Annotated in this window: 17 protein-coding genes, 1 tRNA gene and 3 rRNA genes; 15 read left to right on the top strand and 6 right to left on the bottom strand. The window is 35.9% G+C overall.

Features of this window, described 5'->3' with window-relative positions; genetic code table 11:
- From HMPREF9943_RS02395 to rrf, 3 genes are all read left to right on the top strand, one after another.
- Positions 1–1,446, top strand: a 16S ribosomal RNA gene (locus tag HMPREF9943_RS02395); the annotation flags it as partial.
- A gap of 276 nt (positions 1,447–1,722) precedes the next feature.
- Positions 1,723–4,625 (top strand): 23S ribosomal RNA (locus tag HMPREF9943_RS02400).
- 56 nt (positions 4,626–4,681) lie between these two features.
- Positions 4,682–4,791: ribosomal RNA gene (gene rrf, locus HMPREF9943_RS02405) — 5S ribosomal RNA — on the top strand.
- An 81-nt stretch (positions 4,792–4,872) separates the two neighbouring features.
- Here the strand turns inward: rrf and HMPREF9943_RS02410 are convergent.
- Entirely contained in the window at positions 4,873–5,199 is a 327-nt protein-coding gene (locus HMPREF9943_RS02410; protein WP_004801681.1) for a helix-turn-helix domain-containing protein, read from the bottom strand.
- A 213-nt stretch (positions 5,200–5,412) separates the two neighbouring features.
- Here HMPREF9943_RS02410 and HMPREF9943_RS02415 point away from each other — a divergent pair, with 213 nt between their 5' ends.
- From HMPREF9943_RS02415 to HMPREF9943_RS02435, 5 genes are all read left to right on the top strand, one after another.
- Complete coding sequence (locus tag HMPREF9943_RS02415; protein WP_004801682.1) at positions 5,413–6,786, top strand: hypothetical protein; 1,374 nt, start codon at positions 5,413–5,415, stop codon at positions 6,784–6,786.
- Between the two features lie 58 nt (positions 6,787–6,844).
- Complete coding sequence (locus HMPREF9943_RS02420) at positions 6,845–7,177, top strand: hypothetical protein (protein ID WP_004801683.1); 333 nt, start codon at positions 6,845–6,847, stop codon at positions 7,175–7,177.
- Between the two features lie 287 nt (positions 7,178–7,464).
- On the top strand, positions 7,465–11,670 hold the full coding sequence (pulA, locus tag HMPREF9943_RS09655) for a type I pullulanase (RefSeq protein WP_004801684.1): 4,206 nt from the start codon (positions 7,465–7,467) through the stop codon (positions 11,668–11,670).
- Between the two features lie 126 nt (positions 11,671–11,796).
- Positions 11,797–12,339, top strand: coding sequence for an ECF transporter S component (locus tag HMPREF9943_RS02430; RefSeq protein ID WP_035581792.1), 543 nt, complete (start codon positions 11,797–11,799; stop codon positions 12,337–12,339).
- A gap of 4 nt (positions 12,340–12,343) precedes the next feature.
- Positions 12,344–12,907: a TIGR01440 family protein gene (locus HMPREF9943_RS02435; protein ID WP_004801686.1), complete on the top strand. Its 564-nt coding sequence runs from the start codon at positions 12,344–12,346 to the stop codon at positions 12,905–12,907.
- Between the two features lie 32 nt (positions 12,908–12,939).
- On the opposite strand, the gene HMPREF9943_RS02440 is transcribed toward HMPREF9943_RS02435, so the two are convergent.
- Complete coding sequence (locus HMPREF9943_RS02440) at positions 12,940–13,374, bottom strand: Dps family protein (protein WP_004801687.1); 435 nt, start codon at positions 13,372–13,374, stop codon at positions 12,940–12,942.
- A gap of 123 nt (positions 13,375–13,497) precedes the next feature.
- Between HMPREF9943_RS02440 and HMPREF9943_RS02445 the strand changes: the two genes are divergently transcribed.
- A tRNA-Arg gene (locus tag HMPREF9943_RS02445) sits at positions 13,498–13,573 on the top strand.
- Between the two features lie 32 nt (positions 13,574–13,605).
- Here the strand turns inward: HMPREF9943_RS02445 and HMPREF9943_RS02450 are convergent.
- A complete protein-coding gene (locus tag HMPREF9943_RS02450) occupies positions 13,606–14,220 on the bottom strand; it encodes a TetR/AcrR family transcriptional regulator (protein WP_004801688.1) in 615 nt (204 codons plus the stop codon).
- 140 nt (positions 14,221–14,360) lie between these two features.
- Here HMPREF9943_RS02450 and HMPREF9943_RS02455 point away from each other — a divergent pair, with 140 nt between their 5' ends.
- The 4 genes from HMPREF9943_RS02455 (at position 14,361) to HMPREF9943_RS02470 (ending at position 20,511) form a co-directional block, all read left to right on the top strand.
- Positions 14,361–16,436: an efflux RND transporter permease subunit gene (locus HMPREF9943_RS02455; protein ID WP_004801689.1), complete on the top strand. Its 2,076-nt coding sequence runs from the start codon at positions 14,361–14,363 to the stop codon at positions 16,434–16,436.
- A gap of 1 nt (position 16,437) precedes the next feature.
- Positions 16,438–18,771, top strand: coding sequence for a YhgE/Pip domain-containing protein (locus HMPREF9943_RS02460; protein WP_004801690.1), 2,334 nt, complete (start codon positions 16,438–16,440; stop codon positions 18,769–18,771).
- Positions 18,772–19,151: 380 nt separating this feature from the next.
- On the top strand, positions 19,152–19,967 hold the full coding sequence (locus tag HMPREF9943_RS02465) for a MetQ/NlpA family ABC transporter substrate-binding protein (protein WP_004801691.1): 816 nt from the start codon (positions 19,152–19,154) through the stop codon (positions 19,965–19,967).
- Positions 19,968–20,289: 322 nt separating this feature from the next.
- The gene (locus HMPREF9943_RS02470; RefSeq protein ID WP_004801692.1) at positions 20,290–20,511 is read left to right on the top strand and encodes a DUF6465 family protein; all 222 of its coding nucleotides are present in this window, start codon (positions 20,290–20,292) and stop codon (positions 20,509–20,511) included.
- Positions 20,512–20,552: 41 nt separating this feature from the next.
- On the opposite strand, the gene HMPREF9943_RS02475 is transcribed toward HMPREF9943_RS02470, so the two are convergent.
- From HMPREF9943_RS02475 to HMPREF9943_RS02485, 3 genes are all read right to left on the bottom strand, one after another.
- On the bottom strand, positions 20,553–21,164 hold the full coding sequence (locus tag HMPREF9943_RS02475) for a hypothetical protein (protein ID WP_004801693.1): 612 nt from the start codon (positions 21,162–21,164) through the stop codon (positions 20,553–20,555).
- Positions 21,164–22,483, bottom strand: coding sequence for a M18 family aminopeptidase (locus tag HMPREF9943_RS02480; protein WP_004801694.1), 1,320 nt, complete (start codon positions 22,481–22,483; stop codon positions 21,164–21,166). The genes HMPREF9943_RS02475 and HMPREF9943_RS02480 overlap by 1 nt, the downstream gene beginning before the upstream one ends.
- Positions 22,484–22,553: 70 nt before the next feature.
- Entirely contained in the window at positions 22,554–23,984 is a 1,431-nt protein-coding gene (locus HMPREF9943_RS02485; protein WP_004801695.1) for an amino acid permease, read from the bottom strand.
- 261 nt (positions 23,985–24,245) lie between these two features.
- Between HMPREF9943_RS02485 and HMPREF9943_RS02490 the strand changes: the two genes are divergently transcribed.
- Positions 24,246–25,664, top strand: coding sequence for an amidophosphoribosyltransferase (locus HMPREF9943_RS02490; protein ID WP_004801696.1), 1,419 nt, complete (start codon positions 24,246–24,248; stop codon positions 25,662–25,664).
- 101 nt (positions 25,665–25,765) lie between these two features.
- Positions 25,766–26,532: hypothetical protein (locus tag HMPREF9943_RS10165; RefSeq protein WP_004801697.1), on the top strand; the 767-nt coding region annotated here is incomplete at its 3' end.

Below are 26,532 nucleotides of genomic sequence, written 5' to 3' on the forward strand. Positions count from 1 at the left end.
GAGGAGCACATGGGGAACCTGCCCGTCAGAGGGGGACAACAGCTGGAAACGGCTGCTAAGACCGCATAGGCTCAAGGAGGGCATCCTCGTTGAGTTAAAGTGTCCTTTCGGGGACAGCTGACGGATGGACCTGTGGCGCATTAGCCAGTTGGCGGGGTAAAGGCCCACCAAGGCGACGATGCGTAGCCGGCCTGAGAGGGCGGACGGCCACACTGGGACTGAGACACGGCCCAGACTCCTGCGGGAGGCAGCAGTAGGGAATTTTCGGCAATGGGGGGAACCCTGACCGAGCAACGCCGCGTGAGTGAGGAAGGCCTTCGGGCTGTAAAGCTCTGTTGCAGAGGAAGAACGGGAGAGCGAGGAAATGCGCTTTTCGTGACGGTACTCTGCGAGAAAGCCACGGCTAACTACGTGCCAGCAGCCGCGGTAATACGTAGGTGGCAAGCGTTATCCGGAATCATTGGGCGTAAAGAGGGAGCAGGCGGACGCGAAGGTCCGTAGTAAAAGCCCGAAGCTAAACTTCGGGCGGCTATGGAAACCGCGCGCCTGGAGTGCGGAAGAGGATCGCGGAATTCCATGTGTAGCGGTGAAATGCGTAGATATATGGAGGAACACCGGTGGCGAAGGCGGCGGTCTGGTCCGGCACTGACGCTCATTCCCGAAAGCGTGGGGAGCAAATAGGATTAGATACCCTAGTAGTCCACGCTGTAAACGATCGATACCAGGTGTCGGGAGTCACATCCCGGTGCCGAAGCCAACGCATTAAGTATCGCGCCTGAGTAGTACGTCCGCAAGGATGAAACTCAAAGGAATTGACGGGGGCCCGCACAAGCGGTGGAGCATGTGGTTTAATTCGAAGCAACGCGAAGAACCTTACCAGGCCTTGACATCGATCCGATCGCGCGGAGACGCGCGAGACCTTGCCGAAAGGGAAGGAGGAGAAGACAGGTGGTGCATGGTTGTCGTCAGCTCGTGTCGTGAGATGTTGGGTTAAGTCCCGCAACGAGCGCAACCCCTGCCGCCAGTTGCCAGCATTCAGGATGGGGACTCTGGCGGGACTGCCCCTGTAAGGGGGAGGAAGGCGGGGATGACGTCAAATCATCATGCCCCTTATGGCCTGGGCTACACACGTGCTACAATGGACGGAGCAGAGGGAGGCGAAGCCGCGAGGCGGAGCGGAGCCCAGAAACCCGTTCACAGTTCGGACTGCAGCCTGCAACTCGGCTGCACGAAGCTGGAATCGCTAGTAATCGCAGATCAGCATGCTGCGGTGAATACGTTCCCGGGCCTTGTACACACCGCCCGTCACACCATGAGAGTCGGCAACGCCCGAAGCCGGCGGCCCAACCCCGCAAGGGGAGGGAGCTGTCGAAGGCGGGGCTGATGATTGGGGTGAAGTCGTAACAAGGTATCCCTACGGGAACGTGGGGATGGATCACCTCCTTTCTAGGGAGAAGAGAGCGTTTCTACTTGGTTATGAGTGTTCAGACACTCAAGGGAGGGTCCCTGAAAACCGGATAACATATTTCAAGCAAGAAGGAAGGCTGATCGGAAGATCAGACTTTCTGCGAAACACATAACAGAGAATTCAGAGAAGAGATCAGAGATGATAGAAGAGAGTCTGAAATCTGTTGTGGGCAAAAAGCTAAGAAACGAGAAAAGCAAGAGAAACAGCAAGAAAAAAAGCAGAGAACTCAAGCTCATAGAAGAAAGACAAGAGAAGGTCAGGAAAGAAAGGGCGTATGGCGGATGCCATAGGCGCGCGAAGGCGAAGAAGGACGCAGCAAGCGGCGAAATGCGCCGGGGAGCCGCAGGCAGGCAAAGATCCGGCGATATCCGAATGGGGGAACCCGCTCCTCTAAGAGGGGAGCACCGCGGGGCGAACGAAAGGGGCCCCGCAGGAGCGAGACGCAGGGAAGTGAAACATCTGAGTACCTGTAGGAAGAGAAATCAAAAGAGAATCCGTAAGTAGCGGCGAGCGAAAGCGGACGAGCCCAAACCGCAGAGATGCGGGGTAGAAGGAGCTGCGAAGAGCGGAATTGAAGGCGTCAGGGGAATGGGCAGGGAAGCCCATCCGGAGAGGGTGAGAGACCCGTACCCGAAGGCGCAAGCGAGGAAGCGAGCAGAGATCCTGAGTACGGCGGGACACGAGGAATCCTGCCGGAAGCATCGGGGACCATCCCGAAAGGCTAAACACTAGCGCGCGACCGATAGCGAACGAGTACCGTGAGGGAAAGGTGAAAAGAACCCCGGGAGGGGAGTGAAAGAGAACCTGAAACCATATGCCTGCAAGAAGTCAGAGCCCCGCAAGAGGGTGATGGCGTGCCTTTTGTAGAATGAGCCGGCGAGTTGCCGTGCGCGGCGAGGTTAAGCAGAAGATGCGGAGCCGGAGCGAAAGCGAGTCCGAAGAGGGCGGAAGTCGCGCGGGGCAGACCCGAAACCGGGTGAGCTAGCCATGGGCAGGTTGAAGTCGGGGTAAGACCCGATGGAGGACCGAACCGACCCCCGTTGAAACGTTGGCGGATGACCTGTGGCTAGGGGTGAAATTCCAAACGAACCCGGAGATAGCTGGTTCTCCCCGAAATAGCTTTAGGGCTAGCGTCGCGCGGTGGCTGGGGAAGGTAGAGCACTGAATATGCGATGGCCGCATCCCGCGGTACTGAGCATAATCAAACTCCGAATGTTCCCAGAGGAGAAGCGCGGCAGTCAGTCTGCGGGTGATAAGGTCCGTAGACGAGAGGGAAACAGCCCGGACCAGCAGCTAAGGTCCCAAAGTGCATGCTAAGTGGAAAAGGAAGTGGAGATGTGCAGACAGCTAGGAGGTTGGCTCAGAAGCAGCCATCCTTGAAAGAGTGCGTAACAGCTCACTAGTCGAATGACTCCGCGCCGATAATTTACCGGGGCTAAGCATGACACCGAAGCTCTGGGCAGGAGACTGCGGTAGGGGAGCGTTCCATGCAGCGGCGAAGGCAGACCGGAAGGGCGGCTGGAGCGCATGGAAGAGAGAATGCCGGCGTGAGTAGCGAAATGTGGGTAAGAATCCCACACACCGATTGCCCAAGGATTCCAGGGGAAGGTTCGTCCACCCTGGGAGAGTCGGGACCTAAGGTGAGGCCGAGAGGCGCAGCCGATGGAAGACGGGTGGAGATTCCCGTACCCGTATGGCGGTGAAGGAGTGACGGAGAAGCAAGGCGGTGCCGGCGGACGGAAGAGCCGGTGTAAGCGAGAGACCCGGAGACCAGGGAAAACCGGTTTCTGATAAGGGGAAGGCGTGACGCATACGGAAAGCTGAGGCAAGTACGGAAAGCCGAGGAGCATCTTCCAGGAAAAGCTTCTAGCAATAACGACATACGGCCCGTACCGAAAATGGACACACATGGGCAGGGAGAGAATCCCGAGGTGAGCGAGAGAACTGCAGCCAAGGAACTCTGCAAAATGACCCCGTAACTTAGGGAGAAGGGGTGCTCGCTGAGAGGCGAGCCGCAGAAAAATGGCCCAAGCGACTGTTTACCAAAAACACAGCTCTCTGCGAAGGCGCAAGCCGAAGTATAGGGGGTGACGCCTGCCCGGTGCTGGAAGGTTAAGGGGAGGAGTGAGCGAAAGCGAAGCTCCGAGCCGAAGCCCCAGTAAACGGCGGCCGTAACTATAACGGTCCTAAGGTAGCGAAATTCCTTGTCAGGTAAGTTCTGACCCGCACGAAAGGCGTAACGATTTGGGCGCTGTCTCGGCTGCAGACTCGGTGAAGTCTTAGTGCCTGTGAAGATGCAGGCTGCCCGCGACTAGACGGAAAGACCCCATGGAGCTTCACTGCAGGTTGGCATTGGACCTGGGTGCGTGATGTACAGGATAGGCGGGAGGCAGAGAACCCGGCGCGCAAGCGCAGGGGGAGCCGACGTTGGGATACCGCCCTTGGCGCATCTAGGCTCTAACCGGACGCCGGAGACGGGCGACGGGACAGTGCCAGCCGGGCAGTTTGACTGGGGCGGTCGCCTCCTAAAGAGTAACGGAGGCGCCCAAAGATACCCTCAGCATGGATGGAAACCATGCAGCGAGTGCAAAGGCATAAGGGTGTCTGACTGCGAGACAGACAGGTCGAGCAGGGACGAAAGTCGGGCTTAGTGATCCGGCGGTGCCGAATGGAAGGGCCGTCGCTCAACGGATAAAAGCTACCCTGGGGATAACAGGCTGATCTCCCCCAAGAGTTCACATCGACGGGGAGGTTTGGCACCTCGATGTCGGCTCATCGCATCCTGGAGCTGAAGTCGGTTCCAAGGGTTGGGCTGTTCGCCCATTAAAGCGGTACGCGAGCTGGGTTCAGAACGTCGTGAGACAGTTCGGTCCCTATCTGTCGTGGGCGCAGGAGGTCTGAGGAGAGCTGTCCCCAGTACGAGAGGACCGGGGCGGACGGACCGATGGTGGACCAGTTGTCGCGCCAGCGGCACAGCTGGGTAGCCAAGTCCGGAAGGGATAAGCGCTGAAGGCATCTAAGTGCGAAGCCCCCTCCGAGATGAGACCTCCCACCGAAAGGGTAAGGCCCCTTGAAGACGACGAGGTGGATAGACCGGGAGTGCAAGCACGGTGACGTGCTGAGCGGACCGGCACTAATAGGCCGAGGACCTGACCGGAGAGAGAGTCAGAGAGCGAGAAGTATGGAATCCGGTTTTGAGGGACCGTCGAGAGATCCGGTGGTGAAGGCGTGATGGACACACCCGTTGCCCATACCGAACACGGAAGTTAAGCATCACAGCGGCGAAGATAGTCCGAGAGGGCGAAAGGAGCACGCTGCCGGGCAGAGAGAGGGCATCCCCCTCTTTTTTTGTATAATTTCATATCAAATCCAATAAAAAAAGAACTCTAAAGGAGTTCCTTTAATTACTGTTCAGTCCATATCTTGATAGTTTTGAGCAGTTTTTCTTTATCTTTTTTTGAAAGTTTTGAAAGTTCTGTATTTAATTCGTGGTTAACAGCAGTGTCTGTATATTTACTATCAGCAATCCCAACTAAATAATCAAGTGTAATATCAATCATCTTAGCAAATAATACCATTGTCTGAATAGACATGGCTGTTCTATTATTCTCAACATTGCTGATATAACCCGGTGTTACACCTAATTCTGTTGCAACTTCTTGTTGTGTAAAACCCTTATCTAATCTTAATTGTTTGATTCTTTGTCCAAAATTTTCATAATTATTATTCATTTTTGTACCTCCTATATATATCAATATATTTATTTTAGTATAATATAAACTAAATTAATTTTAAATACTTAGAGAAAAAATAAAAAAAGTTCTTATCATCAGCAGATAACAAAATTTATTCTAGAAAAAAATAGCTAATATTACTTTAATGGAGATGCCTTGAAAACCTTTTTAATTAATTATACAATAAGAATGAAGAGGGGAGATGAAATTATGGAACAAAACAAAGCAATTAATTTTAAAAAAATATTTTTTGTATCTTCATCATTTCTATCATTACTTGTAATAGCAGCAGCATTGCTTATGAGAGAAACTTTCAGTCAGATTAAATTAGGAAATATGACTTTTAATCAGCTCTATGAATTATTCAAAGCCTTTCTTCCGTTTATTACTTTTCTTCATATAATATATTATTTACTTATGATATTGGTTTTATTATTAACTATCTGTGGTCTTTATCATTTTATTAAATACAGACAGCCGGTTGTTTTAATACAAACACTATATCATGGTAGTTTTAGCGCTTTATATATCATTTCTATTAAAGGAGAAATAGCATTATACAATGTATTATCGATTATTAAGACTATCTTTGTGGATCATAAAACAACAGGACAAACACAGATTTTAAATATATATAATCAATTAGATGATATTTTGAGTTTTGACAATAATATGCTTTATATCTTTTATATAAGTATTTTTATTATCATTTATAATATCTTTCTGTTACTTATTTCAAATAAAATAGTAACTATTAAAGGTATTGACTATAGCTTTAATGATAATAGACCATTAATTTTTCTAAAAGGTAAAAAAGGTTTGGCTATATTATTTATAGTCTGCTTATCACTGATATCTTATACCGGATATCATTTGTGGCTTAATTATTTTGATAAATCAACTATAGATATATCCTCTCATATGACAATGACATTTACTGGAAAGAATGGAGAAGGTCATTTTGAGATGAAAAATAATCCTATCTATAATCAAAAAAATAAAGTAGTGACAGAGTTTGTAAATTCTATCAAATATGATTATAGCAAAGAAGATGGCACTTTGAGTAATGGAGACAGCATTAAAGTAACTGCGGTCTATAATAAAGAAGAAGCTAAAGTATTAAAAATAAAACTAAAAAATACAGAGAAGACATTTGTTGTGCAGGGATTATCTTATAATTTTAAGAATGCTTCAGAATTCTTAAAATCTACTCTAAAAGATATAAAAAAAGAAGCAGAAAAGAAATTAAATTCAGAATATATTTCTAATGAATATGATAACTATAGCTATTCATATTATGGATCTTATTACAGTTATACAAATGATCATAAAAGTGATCAGGTTTATCTTATTTATCGTATTAAAGAAGTAGAAACAAGTTCCGACAATGATGAAACAAGAACATCATATTCATATGTTTATGTATCTGTTTCACCGGTAGATTCTCAGTTCAAGGAAAACAGTAAGGAAGATGGTATATCTTATAATATAGGTACAATCAGTGATAATGATATTATTACTGAAAAAATGATTATGGATAAAATCAAATCGGGTAATATGTCAATTGAAAAGATAAAAGAATAAAATCATAGACATAACTGTATATTATGAAGTAGAATAATTATATAAAGGGAGGATATCTATGTCTAATAAAAAGCCGAAGTTTCAAACACATCTATCAAAACAGGTTACCTGTTTTGATATTAAGAATAAGAAATATGATGTTCTTATTGAAGTCACTTTTAATGACTTTGAACCAATCCATTTCAGTTATTCATTATTGGATAAATGGATTAAAAAAACAATTGTAAGAAAAGAAATATTCCCAGAAGAAATAGCTGAAATGGTTTATAATCAGATGCTTTCTGTAACAGTGAATGAAGGGCATAATATTCCATTTACTGTTAAGATAAGTACAGTAAAAAGTCCGGAGCATTTAAATGTATCTTGTGAATTAACATATTGTCCTAAATAATTATTGAGTATAAGTGGTTGTCAACAAATAGTTGATAACCACTTATTTATTGTTTTCATCGCAGTTTAAAAAGAGAAAAGATATTTACTAATAATATAAGCTTTAAAAATTTTAGCATAATAGATGGAATACAAAATACTTATTCATTATTATTCATGGAATAATACTTTATTTTTTTACTTTGTAAGACAAATCTAATAAAAAAGAAAGAAAACAAAGAATCTTAATATTTCATAAATATGTAAGCGGTTATATGATGTTATTAATACAAAAAAGGAGATGAAGAAATGAAGTATATGAAACTTAAAAAGATTGTATTAAGTATTCTGCTTAGTTCAATGATTTTTACTGCTATGCAAAGTGCTTATGCGGTCAACACACCACCTACAAATGAAGAAATTATCGCTGCGGTTAATAGAAATAAGATTAAAAAAGATCCGGGCGATGTTGTGATTCATTATCGTCCTAAAGATAATAATCATCAGTATTATCTTTATGTTTGGGATACAAAGACAGATAAAGATCAGAAGTTTATTCCGATGATTAAGCGAGAAGTAAGTGGAGAAGAAAAGGAACAGTATGCGGTTATTAAGGCCGGTGAAGGTGTTAAGAAATTAAAATATCTTATTACCAAAGAAGATCATTTTGCAAATGAATTACCTAATGATGGAAAAGTTATTAATGATATGGAAGCACCTATTAATAAATATACTGCTACGGATGTTTTTCATAATGAAAAGAATGATTGGTATTCACTTTATTTAAATGTTCAAAGTCATGATTTTGATTTACGCTATGGATATCAAGATAAAATAGTTGAAAATAAAGCCTTAAAAACAGTAGGAAAAGTCGGAGCTTTAGGTGCTGTTCTTAATAAAGACGGATCTGCTAAGGTTAATGTTTGGGCACCTACTGCTGAGAAAGTCAATATACGTCTTTATAAGAGTGTAAACAAAGATGAAGCATCTTATAAATCATTACCTATGATTAAAGGTACAGATGCTAACTATGGAGATCATAAAAAGAATACAATAGGTGTATGGAGTATTAATTTATCTAAAGATACACTTTCTAAGTATGGTATTCATAGTATGGATGGGGTTGCCTATGATTTAGAATTAACTATGCCTCATTCATATTTTATTCAAAAGACTGAACACTGGGAAAAACAAAGTAATAATGAATGGAAATATGTAGCTGATAAGTATATTAATTCAGCTGATGGAACAAGTATTAAGACTACTGAAGGAAAAGAAAAGATTGCTCAGTTTTATATTGGTGAATCTAAAACGGTAGTAACACAGGACCCTTATAGTGTAGCAACAGTAAGAGATGGGAATCGTTCAGTTATTCTTGATCCTTCAAAAATTGGGGATAAAGTATATAATTCTAAGAATAAAAGAGTTTCTTCTTATACTCAGATGTCTGTTATGGAAATGAATGTCAGAGATTTTACTATTTCAAAGAATTCAGGAGTTAAAGAGGAGAATAGAGGAAATTATTTAGGGGTTATTGAAAAAGGAACAATAAATCCACAGACAAAGCAAAAAACAGGTATTGATTATCTTGAATACCTAGGTGTTAAGTATGTTCAGATTTTACCTGTATCAGATTATGAAACAGTTCCGGAACTTACTAAAAATGATCCGAAAAATAATGAAATATCAAATAGTTTTAGAAGTGATGATCAACAAAACTGGGGTTATGATCCAAAAAACTATAATGTACCGGAAGGTTCCTATGCATCAGATCCGGCTGATCCGAAAGTAAGAATAAAAGAATTAAAACAGATGGTACAAGGTCTTCATAATTCAGGCATTAATGTAGTTATGGATGTTGTTTATAATCATCTTTATGCAGGACAAAATAATCCTTTTGAATATACCTGTCCGGGTTATTATTATGCAGTGAATAGTGATGGGAAAATGAATAATGATATAGGTGTTGGAAATGCAGTAAGGGGAAACTGCGAAATGATGAGACGCTATATTGTTAATTCTGTAGCATATTGGGCTATTGAATATGGAATGGATGGATTTAGATTTGATGCTATGTCAGATTTAGATATAAAAACTTTAAATGAAATTAGAAAAGTTCTTGATTCTATTGATCCGAAAATCTGTACTTATGGAGAAGGATGGGACAGCATGGGAAAGTATCTTCCTAGTGATAATGGTCCGGGCAGTATTTCAAATGCTTCTAAGCTTCCTAAATATGCTTTCTTTGATTCAAAAGGTAGAGATGCTATTTCAGGATCAGTTTATGACAATCCTAATCCGGCAGGCTTTGTCAATAATCAAAGCAGTTTTCATAAGAATCCAACCGATGTGTGTGACAGTATGCTAGGCGGTCATAAAGGTAAACCTTATATCAATGCTTCTCAGCAGCTTAATTATGTAGAAGTACATGATGGTAAGACATTAGCTGATTTAATGAAATACTATAATCCTCATGATGATGATAAAGCTCATAAGAAGAGAGTTGAATTTGCGACTTCTATGTCTGCATTATCTCAGGGTATTAACTTTGTTCAGATAGGCCAGGAGTTCTTAAAATCTAAGAAAGGTGATCATAACACATATAATGCCGGTGATGAAAAGAATATGATTAATTGGAATCAAATTAAGGAAAATGCTGATTCAGTTAATTTTATGAAATCATTGCTGACATTCAGACAAAATGAAGCTTTATTACATAAAAGTAATTTTAAAGACATTCATTCAGTAATGAAGATTACCAATGCTCAGGAGAATTCAGGTATTATTACTTATGAATTGACTAATCCGGAAACTAAAGACAAATATCTTGTTATCTTTAACAATAATAGAATACCGGATAATAATCGTAAACTGACTATTGGTAGAAAGGGCGATAATTATTATTATGGTGCTAAGCATAAAGATAAAACCGGTAATATTAATGGCAACGACTTTACGAATGCTTTTATAGTAACAAGTAATTCAGAGAATCTTTACAATAAGATTGGTCAATTTAATAAAGAAGAGAATATAACTATGGAATATCTCTCAACCACAGTTCTCTTTATTCCTTCTAAGCCGACTATGAAATTAATGAAAAAAACTCAGAATATTCATTATCTTCATAATAATAAAGAAATCAGTAAGACAGATAAACAGACATTATCTACATTAACAGTTACTTATACAAACCCTAATAATCACTTTAAATATGAGAAATCAGGTATTTCTACAAACAGTGATAAAGATTTAGGATATAAGGCTAATGTATTAAGTCAGATGAATCCTATTAAAAAAGAGGAAAAGCAATATTATGCATCTGATAAGGATGGTAATTTGATTGATGTAAGTAAAGAACCGGAATTAGACGAAAAAGGAAAGCCAATTGATACTAAAGATGTTATATGGCATGAATTAAAGGGTGACTTAAAGACTAAAGAAGTTAAGCATCCACAGTTTGAAGATAAAGAAATTATTGATAAAGATAGTGATTTAGCAGATTTTATTAAAGTAATAGCTGCTCCGTTAAAAGAAAATAGAGATATTCATATTAAATATGATTATAAAAAAGTACAGGCTCAGCTTATTTCTAAAAATGATCCAAAGAATATTCTTTCATTAAATCCTGAAGGAGACTATATTTCTACAGGAAAAATTCATTCTCAGGTTACATTTAATATTACTGACAAAGATTTGGAAAGAAAAGGATATACATATACAATCAATGGCTTTAAGTCATTAAAAGAAGCTTTAGTTAATGAAAAATATAAGCTCAATGGCAATAAATATGAAGTTATTTATAAAGCTAAAGAAGCTAAAGCAAAGATTGTATATTATGATCAGGATAATCAGAAAGAGATTGAAACTGAAGAATTAACCGGAAGTCATGGTCAGTTAATCAGTCATAAGCTAAAAAAACAGGAAAACTATGAACTTGTATCTAGTGAATTAAAAGAGGATAGTAAATTTGATGCAAATGCAATAAAAACATACAAAGCAGTTTATAAGCATAAACATAAACAGACAGATATTGAAATAACTGTAACGATTCATTATAAGAATATCAAAGATGAAGAAAAAGATATTAGAAAAGTTATATATAAAGCAGATACGGATTTAGTTACAAAAAAGACTGTTTATGTCCCTACAATTAATTCATTGACTATTAATCCAAAGAATATTCCCGGATATAAAGCTATTACTCAGTCGATTGTTTTACTTTTTGAAAAGAAAGATATAAAACCGGAAAATCTTGATGTAGAAATTTCTTATGAAAAACTTAAAGAAGAAACCGGACCAAAAGTAAAAGAAATAGAGAATAATAAGGTAAAAATCAAAGCTGAAAAGACAGAGAAAGAAATAAAAACAAAACAAGGGAAGCTCAATATTAAGATTAAAAAAGCTGCTTCTACAGGTGATAAGACATCATTCCATATTCTCTATCTTTCCGGACTTTCATTGATTGGTATTATTATTTTTGTCTTATTAGAAAAAAGAAAGAAATTAAAAGAATAATCAGAAAAAGGATCTTATGATCCTTTTTCTATTAAATAATGGGCTTATCTGACTATATAAAAAAATATTAAATTGACTATTTATATCATGTCAAATAACTATTATCCTAATAAAGGGGTAAAAATTATGCAGACATCGTATGGAATAGTAAAATTAAAAGAGAATAAGAAAGTATTATGGATCACAATAACCGGATTGTTTATGGCTATTAACATAGGATTATCAAGCTTCGGTATTCCTGTACCAGGCGGTCACTTATATTTATGTGATGCTATTATATGTACTGCTGCTTTATTATTGGATCCGTTTGCTGCTTTATTAGTAGGAGGCATTGGATCATTTTTAGGAGATATGATTTTCTATCCTGCTCCAATGTTTGTTTCACTGATAGTTCATGGATTACAGGCGTTTGTGATTTCTTATATTGTTCATACAAAAGCTGCTGATAAAGATGAGTTTTTAAAAAAATCTTTGATTGCACTTATTATAGGCAGTATTATTATGGTAATAGGATATACTTTAGGTAAAACATTTGTATACTCTACATTCCAATATGCAATGCTCAAACTTCCTTATGAGATAGCTCAGGCACTTTTAGGCAGTATCATTGCTTTACTCGTATGTTTTAAAGGAAACTTGCTGGATTTTTTTAGAAAACTTGAGAGGTAGAATGATGAATTTAGAAGATATAAGAGCACAGGCAAAAAAAACAATATTAGAATTGATTAATGCATCACATATAAAAAAAGGTCAAATTCTTGTGATAGGCTGTTCATCAAGTGAAATATTAGGTGAACGGATTGGTACTCATACAAGTTTGGCAGTAGCTGAAATTTTATATGAAGTATTTTCTTTAGAATTAGAGAAGCCGGGAATTTATATGGCTGCTCAATGCTGTGAACATCTCAATAGATCTTTAGTTATTGAAAGAGAGCTTATGGAAAAATATGATTTTGAGCAGGTTAATGCTATTCCTAATGAAAATCATGCCGGCGGTGCTTTTGCAACCGTTAGCTATAGAAATATGAAAGATCCTGTTTTAGTAGAAGATATTAAGGCGAAGGCAGCAGCCGGAATAGATATTGGTGGGACATTGATTGGAATGCATATTCACCCTATCGTAGTTCCAACCAGACTATCTATTAATAAAATTGGAGAAGCTTCTATTATTTGTGCAAAAAGTCGTATTAAATATACAGGCGGTCAAAGAGCTATTTATGATAAGAATTTATTATAAAGAAATCACCTCATGATGAGGTGATTTTTTTCTTATCCTAGAATTGCTTTAATAAACCATAATTGTTTGTTATAATAAGCAATCTGATCTTCTAATAATGTTGCAGAAGAGAACCAGTCTTTTTCATTACATGCTTTTCTTAAGTCAGCAGCTTCCTCTCTTAATGCTGTATAATCCGCTTTAAGGATTTCAAATACTTCATTTGGGGTAAACTTTTTAGCCGGCTCCTCTTTTATAGTTGCATTCTTCAAATAGTCAGCTAAAGTAGAGTCCGGTATTGTATCATACATTTTTTGTATCTCAGCAACATCGTCAAAATATTTAAATAAAGTATTGTAAGCATCTTCAGTAAAAGAATGGACGCTTGCAAATTGTAATCCTTCTACATTCCAATGTAAGTTATGTAATTTGAAATTCATAACTGCTAAATTAGCTAAATAATGGTTAAAAGCATTTGTTATTGTCATATATATCCTCCTATTAATAATAGTAATGATTACTATTATGTTTATATAATAATTTAAAAATAATAAAAAGTCAATAGAAATGCTTACAAATAAATAAGATATGTTATAATAATAGGGAAGTCTGTGCTCATAGCGTAACGGATAACGCATCAGTCTCCGGAACTGAAGAATGCAAGTTCGATTCTTGCTGGGCACGCCAATAAAAAAGAGAGATTCCTTAAGGAATCTCTTTTAAGTATAATGAAGCAATGCATTAATAGCTTTATAAAGATAAGGCTTAAATGTCTGTATATCACAAGGTGTTTTCTTTGTGATACAGCGAAAAACAGTTGTTCCGATCAATTCAACAATCATAAAAAATGTAATATCAGGATTAGCTAAAGGGAGCTTTTCATTTTTAACTCCTTGAATAAATAGCCCATATAAACCTAATGCATTATTATTAAAAATACGACTTATTTCATGAGAATAAAAAGCGATAGATAAATCACGATCAATGAATGTAATAAGTTCATCTGTTTCAATAAATTTATTAATTACATAATCAATTACATAAATCAGCTGATCCTCAAAAGATTTTAAGATACTGAAATCAATAGAAGTAATAGCCTGTTTAAAAAGCTCTTCAGCTTTGGTACTAATTAGCTGATTTCTAATATCTTCTTTGTTTTTAAAATAAAGATAGAAAGTTCCTTTAGCAACTCCAGCACGATGAACGATATCCTGAATGGAGGTCTTATCAAAACCGATAGTCCCGAAAAGATTATAGGCTGCATTTAAAAGCTTCATTTTCTTTTCATGTTTATTTTGTTCTATTTTACTTTTTAACTCTTGTAGTACTTCCATATATAACACCACCTGTAAATATATTATCAAAAAAATGACTTTTAGTCAATTTTTTGATAATATAAATTGACCGCAGGTCATTTTAGTGCTAGTATGTTTGTGTATTAAAAATGACTCATAGTCATTTAGGAGGTTATTATATGAATGCATTTAGTCATTTTGTTACTAAAAGAAAATGGTTAATCATTAGTATTAGTTTATTATTGCTTATCCCTTCTATTATAGGTTATAAGGGAACAAAAATTAACTATGATCTGGTTTCTTATCTTCCTAAGGATGTAGAGACAATGAAAGGACAGAATATTCTGACAAAAGATTTTAAGCAGGGGGCCTTTGCGGTTGTAATTACTGAAGGAATGAATGCTAAGCAGATTCTTTCTTTAGAAGAAGAGATTAAAAAGGTTGACTCTGTGAATAAAGTGGGAAGTGTTTATGATATTATTGGATATTCCATACCTATTGAGATACTTCCCAAGGATGTTGTCAGTAAAGTAAAAAAGAATGAATCTAATCTGATTATTGTTACTTTTACTGAGTCTACATCAGATGATAAGACGTTAAATGCGATTAGAGAGATAAAGAAAATGAAATCTCATATTAAGGTTTCGGGAATGAGTGCTACGACTTTAGATACGGCAGAAATTGCTGAAAAAGAAGTTTTCATTTATGTTCTGATAGCTGTTATTCTCTGCCTGCTTATTTTAATGATTTCATTAGATTCTTACTTTGTTCCATTCTTATTATTAGGTAATATTGGTGTTGCAATATTATATAATATGGGATCTAATATCTTTTTTGGTCAGATCTCTTATATTACTAAAGCTATTGCAGCAGTGTTACAGTTAGGTGTAACCACTGATTTTTCTATTTTCCTGTATCATAAGTATGAATCATGGAAAAAAGTCTATGATAGTAAAGATCAGGCAATGGAGATGGCTATAAAAGAAACAATAGTATCAGTTGTAGGATCATCTCTTACAACGGTTGCCGGCTTTTTAGCACTATGTACCATGACTTTAACTTTAGGCACTGATATTGGTCTTGTAATGGCAAAAGGAGTTGTTTTCGGTGTTATAACAGTATTAACACTTTTCCCTGCTCTTGTTCTTGTCTGTGATAAGATTATTTATAAGACAGCGCATAAAGTGATTATTCCTGAATTTACTTTTATAAAATCATTTGTAATTAAATATTATAAGGTTATAATGATAGTATTCTTAGTGGGATTAGTTCCTGCTTACTATGGACAAGCTCATACTCAAAGCTATTATAATTTAACCTCCGGACTTCCCAAAGAACTAGATGGTGTTAAAGCAAATGATGAATTAAAAAAGAAATTTAAAATTGTTTCACCATATTTTGTGATGGTAAGCAGTGATTTATCTTCATCATCAGTCAATCATATGATCAATAAGTTTAATAAAATATCAGGTATTGAAATGACTCTTTCGCTTAGCAAACTGGCAGAAGCTGGAATAACTGAAGATATGCTGTCAGATGATATAAAGAGTATGGTTAATGATGGGAAACACCAGATGATACTTTTATCAAGTAAATATGAGACAGCAACTTCTCAATTAAATGATCAGATTACTAAAGTAAATGCTATCGCAAAAAGCTATGATAAGAATGCTATTGTATGTGGAGAAGGGCCATTAATGAAAGATATGGTTACTATTGCAGATACTGATTTTACTCATGTTAATATATCTTCTATTTTAGTAGTCTTTATTATTATGATAGTTGTATTAAAGAGCTTTTCATTACCTATTCTATTGGTGGCAGCTATTGAATTTGCAATCTTTATTAATATGGGTATTCCTTATTTTACAGGAGTAAAAATACCATTTGTAGCTTCTATTGTGATAGGAACAATACAGCTTGGAGCAACTATTGACTATGCTATTTTAATGAGTACAAAATATCTGGAAGTAAGGAAGGATGCAAGCAAAGAAGAAGCAGTAGGAACAGCTATCAGTAGTTCTGTTAATTCTATCTTTGTATCAGCAATGTGTTTCTTTGGGGCTACTGTTGGAGTAGGATTATATTCTAATATGGATATGATTTCATCTATTTGTATGATGATCTCAAGAGGTGCATTGATTTCAATGATTACTGTAGCATTTATCGTACCAGCTTTATTGCTTACATTTGATAAGCTTATTATTAAAACAACGAAAGGATTTAGAGGATTAAGTCTTAAGGAGGAAATGTAATATGAAAAAGAAAATAATGACAGCTTTAACTGCCGGGATAACAGCATCTATGATTGCTTCAGTACCGGTTATGGCTTATGAAAAAGAAGAAACTGTTTATACTAAAACAGATAAAGATGGCAATGTAACTTATCAGGTTGTCAGTGAGCATCTTTCTAGCAGTAAGAAAGAAACAATTAATGATTATTCAGATTTAGAGAATATTAAAAATATTTCCGGAGATGAGAAATATATTAAAAACGGTGAGAATATTTCATGGTCATCAAAAGGAGAAGATATTTTTTATCAGGGAAAACTGTCTAAACAGCTTCCTTTAAAAATTAAAACAACCTATAAATTAAATGGAAAAGAAGTAAAGCCTTCTGATGTTGATGGTCAAAAAGGAAAAGTAGAAATTACTTTTGATTATATTAATAATGAAGTCCATGATTATAAGGGTCAAAAGATATATACGCCTTTTGTGGTTGTATTAGCTTCTACTCTACCATCAGATACAAATAAGAATATTACTGTCACAAACGGTAAGGTAGTAAATAATGGAAAAAATAATGTTATTATAGGACTGGCTGCTCCGGGATTATATGAATCATTTAATAAGAAAGAAAAACTTAAAGATTTAAATCATATTACGATTTCTTTTGATACAACTGATTTTTCATTAAAATCATTTTATATGGCAGCTACACCTAAATTATTAGAATCAAAGGATATTAATAAGGTATTAGATAAGATTGACGGCTCTTTTAATTCTATAGATGACTTAAAGAAAGCAACAGATCAGCTTGTTTTAGGATCAAATGAACTTACAAAAGGAACATCTCAATTAAAAGAAGGGACAAAAGTATTAGATAATGCAACAAAGAATTTAAATAATGGAACACAGGTATATTATTCTAAAATTAAAGAAGCTTCATCAGGTGCTTCAAAAATAAGCGGGAATAGTGAACAGTTGAGAAAAGGCTCTTATGCACTTGTAGATGGTTTAAAGCAGTTTTATGGTAATAAAGATAATCTAAATCAGCTGCTTGATGCTGTTAAAAGATTAAGTACAGGTGCCAATGATCTCAATAATGCGGTTAATAGTAATAGTAGTACAACATTAAGTGATGGAACAAAGCAGTTGTTAGATCAAGTTAAAGATTCGGCTTATCAGTCAGCAGCTTATGGAATTAAAGCTTCTGTTTCTAAAAAAATTGCTGGAAGCTTATCACAGGAAGCTTTAAACAAGCAGTCAGCAGCTATTAAAGAAATGGCAGAGGCTACTAGTGAATTAACTAAGCTAGAGACACTTAGCGGATTGATTAAAGAACTCCAGAAGAAAAGTCAGCAGATTCAGAAGAGTATTGATGAAGGTCAGCAGAAAATTGATGCAGCTATGAAGCAGAAAAAAGCTTTAGAAAGTCAGATTTCTGTTGAACAGGATGCTTCTAAAAAAGCAGCTTTACAAAAGACACTGGATACTGTTAATGCAGGAATTAATGCCGGAACTCAAGCTATTGAAGCAGCTAAATCTTCATTAACAGCTGTAATAACAACTATTAAAACATTACAGTCATCATCTGCTAATCCTACAGCTTCTTCTCTAAGTGCTGCAAAGACTCGTTTTGATAATGCTCAGAAAGCGTTGAAAGCTTTGCAGGATGCGACAAAAGATGCTCCTAAGGCTTCTGCAATCTTAAGCATGGATGATACAAAATTAGCATCTATGGTCAAGAATTATTATGAAAACTATTATCTCAAAGGGAAAAGTGTTCCTGAAAGCGTGGATGGCGGTATTTATAAGGGACTGCAAGATGCGAAAGCATTTGATACAATAACAAAGACATTTGGATTACTTAATAATTATCAAGGAAATATTGATAAAATAAGCCAAGGTATCAAACAGTTGGCACAGGGAACATCACAGCTTCAAAATGCAGTTAATAGTTCTATACCTAAATTGACAGGAGGAATAGCAGCTTTATTTAACGGCTCTGTAAGTCTTGATAAAGGAATCAGACAATATACTCAGGGAGTTGATACACTTGCTGATGGAATTGGTCAGCTTGCTTCCGCTTTTCTGCAAATCACAAATGGCACAGCAAAGCTTTCTAATGCGTCTACTCAGCTTTCAAAAGGTGCAGATAGATTAGATCAGGGAGCAAAGAAATTAAGTAGAGGAATTAGCCAGTATAAGAGTCAAGGTATTGATAAGCTGACTCAATCATTGGATGATTTAAAGAATGATAGTAATAAGGTTAAGCAGCTTGTTCAGTATGGGAAAGATTATCAGTATACAAAAACAAATAAGGATGCTCAATACGAAACTAAATTTATTTATATTATACAAGAATAGATAGGGAGACCTATCTATTTTTATTATAGGGCTGTCTGATATAGTTATTTACTATAACAAACAATAAGAAATACATATTTTATTTATGTCCGGAATTGTATTATGATACATTCATAAGTTAAAAGAAAAGGGGAGCAGTACCATGACATATTTCAATGCAATGATGACAATGCGAATGACAATGTGGGACTACAATAGATTTATTGCGGTTGGTTTTGGTGTGTGCTAGGTCACGATTTATTTTGTGGGAGCTGATCACCAGCTCTCTTTTATTTTGACAAAAAGGAAGGGACGTGAGTTTATGTTAAACACACGAATGTGTAAGCCTATAAGGCATTAATCATAAATATACAAATACTAAAAGATAAGGGAGAAAAATGATGAAAACAATTAAATTATTAAATGTATTAACAACAGGAGTATTAGCATTATCATTAGTAGGATGCGGTAATAGCTCATCTGATAAAGTTATTAAGGTAGCGGCTTCACCAACACCTCATGCAGAAATATTAAAAGTTGCCGGTGAACAGTTAAAGAAAGATGGATATACATTGGAAGTTAAAGAATTTACTGATTATGTATTACCTGATAAGACTGTTGATGAAGGAGAGCAGGATGCAAACTATTTCCAGCATTTGCCTTATTTAGAATCTTTTAATAAAGAGAATGGTACAAATCTTGTTTCTGTCGCAAAGATTCATTATGAACCATTTGGTATTTATGCAGGTAAGAAAAAGTCTTTAAAAGATATCAAGAAAGGTGATGTGATTGCTATTCCTAATGATACTACAAATGAAGCAAGAGCTTTATTATTATTAGCGGAAAATGGATTGATTGAATTAAAGGATAATACAAATATTAAATCTACAATCAAAGATATCACTAAGAATCCTTATGGAATTGATTTTAAGGAATTGGAAGCAGCACAAATTTCTAAAATAACAGGAGAAGTAGCCTTTGTAGTATTAAATGGAAACTATGCTTTAACTGCCGGCTATAATGTAAAGAAAGATGCTTTAGCTTATGAGAAATCAACATCTACCGCTTCTAAGACATATGCTAATATTGTAGCTGTTAAAAAAGGAAATGAGAATAAGGATAAAATAAAAGCTTTAGTGAAGGCATTAAAGAGTGATAAGGTTAAGAAGTATATTGAAGATAACTACAAAGGAGCTGTACTTCCTTATCAGGAATAATTTTATAGTCAATTAGCTATGTTTGATTTACAAATATTGCTAAGTATGTTAAGATGCTTGTGTAAAGATATTCTTAATTCTGTATTCATCACATAATAATAGATGTTTATCAGCGAAGATCTTTACGGTAATAGTTCATTGGTGGGGGACTATTACAATGGGGCACAGGATTTTCTGGAATTATGTGGTTTAGAGGAGACCCTTAATTTTAGAAAATCCATTTTTTATGTAAAAAAAATTCTATTTAAGCTCATGATTTGGATTTTTACTTGAAATTCAAAGGGATAATGTTATACTAAACAACATAAGGAGGGGGAACTGAATGAAAACAAAGATTCTTGTCCAGTTTGGTGCTAAAGATGTTGATGTTAAAGACATTGAGAAAGCAGTCAAAGAGGATTTAAAAGCAAAAGAGGTTGTTTTAAACAAGTTAGAAACACTAGATATTTATTATAAACCTGAAGATCAGACTATTTATTATGTAGCATCTTCAAAAGATAAAAAAGAATATCGCAATCAGGAAGCTGTTAAAGTAGCTGATTAGTAAGGACTTAATAATAAGTCCTTTTTTATATAAAAATAGGTTCACGTAATGCGTGAACCTATTTGTTTCATAAATTTTTTTACTGCAACAAGACCGCCAACTATTATAAAGAAAAAGGTAAAATCAAAAGGTGACTTCGCGGCTGTTACAGCGACAATAACACTCATACCAATAGATATGAGAATCATTGATAGAGGTTCATTATTGAACTGTAATATTCTACATATCTGATATTGAGTTTTTAATTGATGTAAAGTTATATAGAATGCGACAATGGCTATAAATGAATCTACATAGTGATGTATTAAAAAGCGATTGTTCAGAACACCCTTTAAAAAGAAAATAGGAATACAAGCAGTCATAACTGTAACAAGCATAGAGGCCTTATATTTATCTTTACTATCTGAAATATATTCTTTGATTTCTTTTTTCATAGAGATAGTCTGACTGATATTTCTAAGATATTCTTTTTTTCTTGATATATCAGGATGATTCTTTAAATCATCAAGAACATGACTTAACAGAATATTTGCTTTAAGCTTATCAGTATGATGCTTAAAAATATAATCTTTAAGCTTTAGATAGTCCTGATATTCTTTTTCATCAAGTTCTTTGGCTTTTTTTATATTTTCCTTAAAAAGAATTTCTTTCATTATTTAGTAACCGTTAAAGTATGGGCAGCCGTTTCTTCAATATGAGAGTTATAGAGTTCTGTCATAACTTCAATCATATAGTATGTATCTTTAATCCCGGCAGTTTCATATGATGAATGCATAGCAAGTTGAGGAAGACCTACATCAACTGAATTTAAAGAGATATGAGCCTGTGAGATATTCCCCAAAGTGCTTCCGCCGTTTTTATCACTTCTGTTAGCAAAATATTGAAGCGGAACATTAGCCTTTTGAGCAAATCCTTTAAATAATGCAACACTGACCGCATCACTACAGTATTTCTGACCGGCATGTGCTTTTACAACAATACCTTCATTCATATAAGTACAATTTGTTTTATCAGTATGCTCAGGATGATTTGGATGAACAGCATGAGCATTGTCAGCTGAAATCATAAAGCTTGAAGCAACAGCCTGATAAAAATCTTCTGCTGATTTGCCTAAGGCAGTATTCACTCTTTGTAAGACATCATACAAGAATGTAGAATCAGCCCCTTGCTTTGTACCGCTTCCTACTTCTTCATTATCAAAGATTACCATTACATCAATGCTTTTATCCTGTGATCCCTTTAAAATGGCCTGAAGAGCACTATAAGCACATTGGAGATCATCCAGATGCCCGCTGGAGATAAACTCTTCGTTAGCTCCCCAGATAGAAGCGGGCTGTCTATTATATAAAAATAAATCATGGCCATAGATATCATCTGTACTAACATTTAATTCTTTAGCAACAAGTTTCATGAAATCACCGGGCTTTGTATCTTTACCTCCAAATAAAGGAAGCAGATCAACCTGTTTATTAAAGGCAAAGCCATTATTAATATCTCTATTCATATGAATAGCTACATTAGGAATTAATACTAAATCTTTATCAATAGTTAATAATTTAGAAATGAAGCTATCTCCTTCTTTAACTAAAACACGTCCGGCAATACCTAAAGGACGATCAAGCCACGTACTGTCAATCATTCCTCCATAACCTTCAGTATTGAGTTTTAAATAATGCTTATCCGACTGTATTTCACAGTTTTCTTTTAACTTATAAGATGGTGAGTCACTATGAGCAGCTACAATATTATAACTATAAGATGATAAATCATTACCAATCTTAAAAGCAATAATACTAGAATCATTTCTAGTAGTAAAATAATTTTTTCCACTTTCCAAATGCCAATGACTGCCTTCTAATAATTCAATAAAACCATTCTCTTTGAGAGTTTGTCTTATGTTTTCAATAGCATGAAAAGCTGTAGGAGATTTCTTTAAGAAATCAAGTAATCCTTGTGATACTTCTTTATACATTTTTTTCCTCCTCTATCATTTATTAAATAATAAAGATATCCTAGATGCCTAGGATATCTCATTCATTCTTTTATGCATTCTGAGATTCTTTTTCTCTCTTAGCTAAAACCGGCATGATTAAACCTAAAGCAAGTAAAACTAAAGGAGCAATAATCTTTAATGCCATTGTGAATCCATCAGCATCATACATACCCAAAATGTCACAGGCAGCTGTTACGCCAAAGCACCAGAAACCGAAGAATTTAGCAATAACCTGATTCTTAACAAATCGGTACTCTGCCGGAAACTTGACATAGTTTACAGCCGTCCTTAAAGCGATATAGGCAGCAAATACCCATAAATAACGTAATGTCATACAAACAGCATTTAACTTAGTTAACTGAGTTAATACTTTATCAGCACCAGGGACAAATGATTGTACTAAGATGATTGATCCGGATAAGATAACAACAAGCCAGATACCATTAATATAAGCACCAAACTTATTCTTCTTTAACAATTTAGATGGAATATATTCTCTTGCATCTTTGTTGTCTAATAACATTCTTAATGGGGCATCAATACTTAATACTAATGTAGAGAATTGACCAATAGTATTACAGATTGCATAAATAATCATTAAGATATTACCCATTGAATAATACTCGCCCAGTTTCTGGAATGCAATATAGCTTCCATTAGCATTATAATGGTCAAAGTTCTTAGCAATCTCAGCAGGTGAGAACATCATACCCATTGCAACTGTACCTAAAATAGCACAAACCATAACCATGATTGCTAAAGCAATCATACCTTTAGGGAAACCTTTATCAGGGTTTTCCACTTTATTAACATAAGGTGAAATCTTTTCACATCCGCCAACTGCAAATACTAGGATTGACAGACTTGTAAAGTATTTGCCATTAAACTGAGGAATTAAATTCTTCCAGCTAAAGTCCATTGATACAAAATGAGAATTAGGGTTAATAGCAGGAGCGGCAAACATCATAATAATGTATAGAATTGACATAACAAACATAGATGTTCCGGCAGCACCTGTTAAAGCTTTTAAAGGTGTTAAACCTCTAGAAGCTACCCAGCTAAAGAATAAGAATACAGCTAATGTAGCTAGCTGAATATAAAGCGGCTTAATACTAGCAAAAACTGTTGAATTTTGGAATACAACCCAGCTTAATGCTTTTAGTCCTCCACTTCCTTTTGAGGCGATGTAAGTGATATGACAAGCCCAATATGTGAATCCTGCATAGTAAGCAAGCTTAGGCCCCATTGTTTCATGAACCCAAGAGCTGACACCTCCGCCATGATTTTTAAATGCTGAACCAAGTTCACCAACCATCAAAGCATATGGTACGAAATAAAGAGCGAACATTAAGATCCAGCTGAATATAACTTGGATACCATTAAAGTAAATGAATCCATTTAAGACATTCCCAAAGCCCCAAACTGTTGAGAAAGCCATAAACGCCAAGCTATACCACTTGATTTTTTTTGCGTTATCCATAATTTCCTCCCTGAAATTGTATACGACGGCTATGATATACAATATTGTTTTTATTTTAGTACATCATTCAATTCAAGCCGACCACCTAAAACTATAACAAAAAATTCATATCTTTTAAAGCGTTTTTTAAAATTAAAGAAAATATCCTTTGTAAACTTATGATATTTATATAAAAAGCAACTATTTATTAATTTTCTCAAATATTTCTATTCATCTAAAAAAATAATGCTATAATGGTGCTGAAAATAGGAGGAGTTTTTTATGGGGGGCTTTTTTGGTGTTGCCAGTAAGCAGGATTGTGTTTTTGATTTATATTTTGGAACGGACTATCATTCACATTTAGGAACAAGACGTGCCGGATTAGCTGTCTATAATGAAGAAACCGGTTTTGACCGTTCTATTCATAATATAGAAAATTCACCGTTTCGATCAAAATTTGAATCAGAAATCCATACAATGAAAGGCCATTTAGGTATCGGATGTATTTCTGACTATGATCCACAACCATTAATTGTAAGATCACATCATGGTATTTATGCTATTACAACTGTAGGGAAAATAAATAATCTTAAGAAATTAGAAGATAAGATCTTTACACATAAGCATTCTCATTTTATGGAAATGAGCGGAGGTGCTGTCAATTCAACTGAATTAGTAGCTGCTTTAATTGATTCAAAAGATAATCTTATAGAAGGACTGCAATATGCTCAAAACATTATTGATGGATCAATGACTGTTATGCTGTTAACATCTAAAGGTATTTATCTTTCAAGAGATAAGCTTGGACGAACGCCTATTGTAGTAGGAAAAAGAAAAGAAGGTTTTTGTGCTTCCTTTGAAGCTTTTGCTTATTTAAATTTAGGTTATAAAGACTATAAAGAATTAGGACCCGGAGAAATTGCAGTTATGACAAATGATGGATGCCGCACTCTTGTTTCACCGGGGAATAAAATGCGGATTTGTACATTTTTATGGGTTTATTATGGGTATCCGGCTAGTCGCTATGAAGGAGTATCTGTAGAACAGATGAGATATCATTGTGGAAGCAATCTGGCTAAAAGAGACAAAGAAAAGCCGATTCATATTGATACGGTTGCCGGTGTTCCGGATTCCGGAGTTGCTCATGCCTTAGGTTATTCGGTAGAATCAGGAATCCCTTATTCAAGACCATTTATTAAATATACACCAACATGGCCTCGCTCCTTTATGCCGACTATTCAGTCTAAAAGAGATTTAATTGCTAAAATGAAATTAATTCCTGTTCATGAACTTATTGAAAACAAGAGCTTATTGCTTATAGATGATTCTATTGTCAGAGGTACGCAATTAAGAGAAACTACAGAATTTTTATATGATTCAGGAGCAAAAGAAGTTCATATCAGAACAGCTTGTCCACCATTACTATTTGGCTGCAAGTATCTTAATTTTTCTCGTAGCAATTCTGATAGAGAATTAATTACAAGACGTGTTATTGAAGAATTTGAAGGTAGTGATGTCCCTTTAGAAACACTTTATGATTATGCTGATCCTGATAATGAAAAATACGATTTAATGGTTGAAGAAATAAGAAAGAAATTAGGTTTTACTTCACTTCGCTTTAATAGATTAGATGATTTACTTGAGGCATGTGATATTGATCCTGAGAAATGCTGTACTTATTGCTGGAATGGTAAAGAATAATGAGATGATTTTTTTGTATATCTTTTAAAATTAAAAACTAATAACCAAATCATTGTCTTGTGAAAGGAAAATAGGTATAATATCACTATGGAGGGAAATATATGGACTATTTAAAGAAAGCATCAAACCCGAAGATTGTTTCTATTGTAGGAATAGTAACCGGAGTTTGTGTAGCTGTTATTTATTTTATTATTAGAAATATAGGATTAGGAGGGACGGCAGCCCTGTTAAGAGGTAATACATCCGGCATGGGATTTATTAAGCCTCTTTACTATTTGGCCATTGTCGGCGGTATTGTCGGATGTGCTCTTAGTGTATATCGCTTTATAGAAAACAAGACCAATAGAGTGGCGATCACTAATGCAGTTATCAATGGTATTATTGCAATATTATTGATTATGTCACATACTATTATTTCTATCTTTACTAATTATGCGGATGGAAATTTATCAGGAATTTACGGCTTAAGCAAAACTGTATCTTATTCTGATATCTTAAATCAGGGACGATATGTCAGCTTTGCATTTTATTTAAGTTTAATTTTAATTGTTTACAATATTTTAATTCTTCTTGTTAATATGGGAAAACTTGATATTCCACACTTAAGACAACCTGATTTTAATGTGAATACGTCAGGTGGTCAGGCAATGTTTGATCCTGTGACAGGGCAACCCATTAATATGCAGAACAATACAAATAACGTTTTTGATTCTACTAATACAAATAGTTTTAATGGCGGTAATACAGGTGGTTTTAATACTTCATCTCAGGGTGACTTCAATGCGAATGCAGGCGGTTTTAATGCCTCATCTCAGGGTGACTTCAATGCAAATGCAGGCGGTTTTAATGCTTCATCTCAGGGAGACTT

The sequence above is a fragment of the Eggerthia catenaformis OT 569 = DSM 20559 genome (assembly GCF_000340375.1).
GTDB classification, from domain to species: domain Bacteria; phylum Bacillota_I; class Bacilli_A; order Erysipelotrichales; family Coprobacillaceae; genus Eggerthia; species Eggerthia catenaformis.

Bases quoted from the DNA above. Each gene is read 5' to 3' on its own strand.
- HMPREF9943_RS02410 (WP_004801681.1), bottom strand. From the start codon at position 5,199: ATGAATAATAATTATGAAAATTTTGGACAAAGAATCAAACAATTAAGA.
- HMPREF9943_RS02415 (WP_004801682.1), top strand. From the start codon at position 5,413: ATGGAACAAAACAAAGCAATTAATTTTAAAAAAATATTTTTTGTATCT.
- HMPREF9943_RS02420 (WP_004801683.1), top strand. From the start codon at position 6,845: ATGTCTAATAAAAAGCCGAAGTTTCAAACACATCTATCAAAACAGGTT.
- pulA (WP_004801684.1), top strand. From the start codon at position 7,465: ATGAAGTATATGAAACTTAAAAAGATTGTATTAAGTATTCTGCTTAGT.
- HMPREF9943_RS02430 (WP_035581792.1), top strand. From the start codon at position 11,797: ATGCAGACATCGTATGGAATAGTAAAATTAAAAGAGAATAAGAAAGTA.
- HMPREF9943_RS02435 (WP_004801686.1), top strand. From the start codon at position 12,344: ATGAATTTAGAAGATATAAGAGCACAGGCAAAAAAAACAATATTAGAA.
- HMPREF9943_RS02440 (WP_004801687.1), bottom strand. From the start codon at position 13,374: ATGACAATAACAAATGCTTTTAACCATTATTTAGCTAATTTAGCAGTT.
- HMPREF9943_RS02450 (WP_004801688.1), bottom strand. From the start codon at position 14,220: ATGGAAGTACTACAAGAGTTAAAAAGTAAAATAGAACAAAATAAACAT.
- HMPREF9943_RS02455 (WP_004801689.1), top strand. From the start codon at position 14,361: ATGAATGCATTTAGTCATTTTGTTACTAAAAGAAAATGGTTAATCATT.
- HMPREF9943_RS02460 (WP_004801690.1), top strand. From the start codon at position 16,438: ATGAAAAAGAAAATAATGACAGCTTTAACTGCCGGGATAACAGCATCT.
- HMPREF9943_RS02465 (WP_004801691.1), top strand. From the start codon at position 19,152: ATGAAAACAATTAAATTATTAAATGTATTAACAACAGGAGTATTAGCA.
- HMPREF9943_RS02470 (WP_004801692.1), top strand. From the start codon at position 20,290: ATGAAAACAAAGATTCTTGTCCAGTTTGGTGCTAAAGATGTTGATGTT.
- HMPREF9943_RS02475 (WP_004801693.1), bottom strand. From the start codon at position 21,164: ATGAAAGAAATTCTTTTTAAGGAAAATATAAAAAAAGCCAAAGAACTT.
- HMPREF9943_RS02480 (WP_004801694.1), bottom strand. From the start codon at position 22,483: ATGTATAAAGAAGTATCACAAGGATTACTTGATTTCTTAAAGAAATCT.
- HMPREF9943_RS02485 (WP_004801695.1), bottom strand. From the start codon at position 23,984: ATGGATAACGCAAAAAAAATCAAGTGGTATAGCTTGGCGTTTATGGCT.
- HMPREF9943_RS02490 (WP_004801696.1), top strand. From the start codon at position 24,246: ATGGGGGGCTTTTTTGGTGTTGCCAGTAAGCAGGATTGTGTTTTTGAT.